We start from the raw sequence: 2,098 nt of genomic DNA on the forward strand, positions 1-2,098 counted from the left end.
CTGTTACTTGGCAGTATGTTGACCGCCTCGGTTATCGCCTTTGCTTTCCAGCGCGATTACTCAACAATTGGGTGGATTGGCTTATTAACCTCGTTTGCCACGGCATTCAACTTAATTCTGGTTGATCGTGGGCGGTTAACGAATTACGGTTGGGGCTTAATCTCAACCAGTACTTGGCTGGTAATTGCCTTTCATAATCGGTTAATTGGCGACATATCATCACAACTGTTCTATTTTATCGCACAGTTCGTTGGTATTGCCGTTTGGCACCAGTCAATTGCTGCCTCGCAAAATGATGCCGTTGTACCAAGACGGCTCACCAACACGATGGTCATTTGGGCCATTGGCTTTTCACTGCTATTATATGGTGCAAACGTCGCGCTATCCCATGCACTACACGGTAATCAAATCTATTTGGATGCCTCATTGCTGGTGCTGGGTGTTATTGGCCAGATTTTAATGACCTACGGGTACCGGTCACAGTGGGTTGCTTGGCTCATTCTGGACGTCATTAATGTCATCATTTGGGCTGTACAACTCCGTCATGGCGGCGCTGCGGCTCTATCGATGTTGGTGCTGCAAATTAGCACTTTGATTAATGGGCTCTATGGTGCTTACTTATGGTTCCGGCCACAAACTGCATAATAACTAATACAAAGGGTGTAACCGTCGCTGGCAAGTCGACTGGTTACACCCTTTTAAAATGATTAAATTCACTGCAAATAGGTCGTATAACCCTGCGCAATTAGGTATTCATACGCCCTTAGAACTTGATCTGGCATAGTTACTGGAACCTGGAAACCCTGGTCCGGGTACGTCAACAAACGTTGCGTATCGCCCACCATTAGCGCAATCATCCGTTCAAGCGGTACATCATTGGTTGGATATTGTTCAAATGGCATGGCTGGTGAATCAATATACCAATCAACTTCAGGCCATTGTCGTTGCGCTGTCGCCATCGCCCGGCGACCGAGATACGTCTTACTGACAATCAGGCCACTTCGGACGGTAATCTGCTTCGATGCCAACAAGCGCTTCGTAAATTGAAAGTTTTGACCAGAATTGGTCGACTCATTTTCAATGAAAATTTTATCAGCCGGTACACCAGCTGCCCGCATGATCTCTGCATATTTTTCAGCTTCCGGAATTCGCCAGAGATCACGAGTAATTTTACCAAAGCCACCAGCCGCCACAATGAAGTCAGCTTTACCTTGCAGAAATAGCTTGGCAGCATGTTCAGCCGGACGTAGGTCGTGCGATCCCATCGTCAGGATAAAATCTGCGTGATTGGTAGGTCGTTCTTGATGATGAAAGTCATATAACACTTTGGCAGCTGTTAATATTTTTTCGTTCATTGCGCACCCTCCGTCCGTAGCTTTATAAAGTTTCTGTCTGCGCGTTCATTATACTACTTCACATACTTCAGACTAACTAACTTGTTATCGCCTAAATCAGCAATCCCAGTGACCTTAAACTGACTGCCGTGCTTGATCAAATATTCTTTCTCAATCTTCCAATCTGACAAGTTACCGATATAGGCACCTGTTGACTTGCCCTTTGGCAACGTGATTTCAAGGACGATGCCCGTACCGTACTTCTTAGCAATTTCTTGGTCAAATGTGGCACTCATATAACCTTTATCACGGTAAGTTGCCCCAACCCGTAACTTGCCAGTCAACCCGGCCTTAAAGCCATCCGTCGACAAGCCACGCCAAACCGTGGTTGCCTTGGGATTCTTAAATCGCTTGAACGCCGTGTCAATTGACTTAATTTCGGCCTTGGTTGCTTTTGAGGCATGCTTATCCATACCGCGTAACCAGTTATTCATATCACCATAATTTTTGCTGTATTCGTTAATGGCAGCGACCTGCTTCTTTGACAAATGCTTGGCCCAGGTTTGGCTGTACTGACTAAACTTGGGTTCGTCCTTCGACATTTTGGTTGCTGGATCCTGATGATTCAATGTCAGTCCATCTTGTGACAACCCCTCATCATTCAACACGTAGACGTACTTCTCTGTATCAATCTTAGGCAAGTCGGTTGACGTCACTGTGTAACCGCCCAAATCGGTATATGGGCCCGACAGCTTTAATGTTTC

Annotated in this window: 3 protein-coding genes; 1 reads left to right on the plus strand and 2 read right to left on the minus strand. The window is 45.9% G+C overall.

Going from position 1 to position 2,098, the window contains the following annotated elements:
• On the plus strand, positions 1-645 hold a 645-nt coding region (gene pnuC, locus WEIDD23_RS11200; protein WP_062359051.1), incomplete at its 5' end, for a nicotinamide riboside transporter PnuC.
• A 68-nt stretch (positions 646-713) separates the two neighbouring features.
• Here the strand turns inward: pnuC and WEIDD23_RS11205 are convergent.
• On the minus strand, positions 714-1,355 hold the full coding sequence (locus WEIDD23_RS11205) for a YdcF family protein (protein ID WP_010369662.1): 642 nt from the start codon (positions 1,353-1,355) through the stop codon (positions 714-716).
• Positions 1,356-1,408: 53 nt separating this feature from the next.
• A partial coding sequence (locus tag WEIDD23_RS11210; protein ID WP_242865519.1) for an ADP-ribosyltransferase occupies positions 1,409-2,098 on the minus strand: 690 nt, incomplete at its 5' end.

The sequence above is a fragment of the Weissella sp. DD23 genome (assembly GCF_001579105.1).
GTDB classification, from domain to species: Bacteria; Bacillota; Bacilli; order Lactobacillales; family Lactobacillaceae; genus Weissella; species Weissella cibaria.

What these genes read in the sequence shown, in the direction of transcription:
- WEIDD23_RS11205 (WP_010369662.1), bottom strand. Translation starts at nt 1,355, where the DNA reads ATGAACGAAAAAATATTAACAGCTGCCAAAGTGTTATATGACTTTCAT.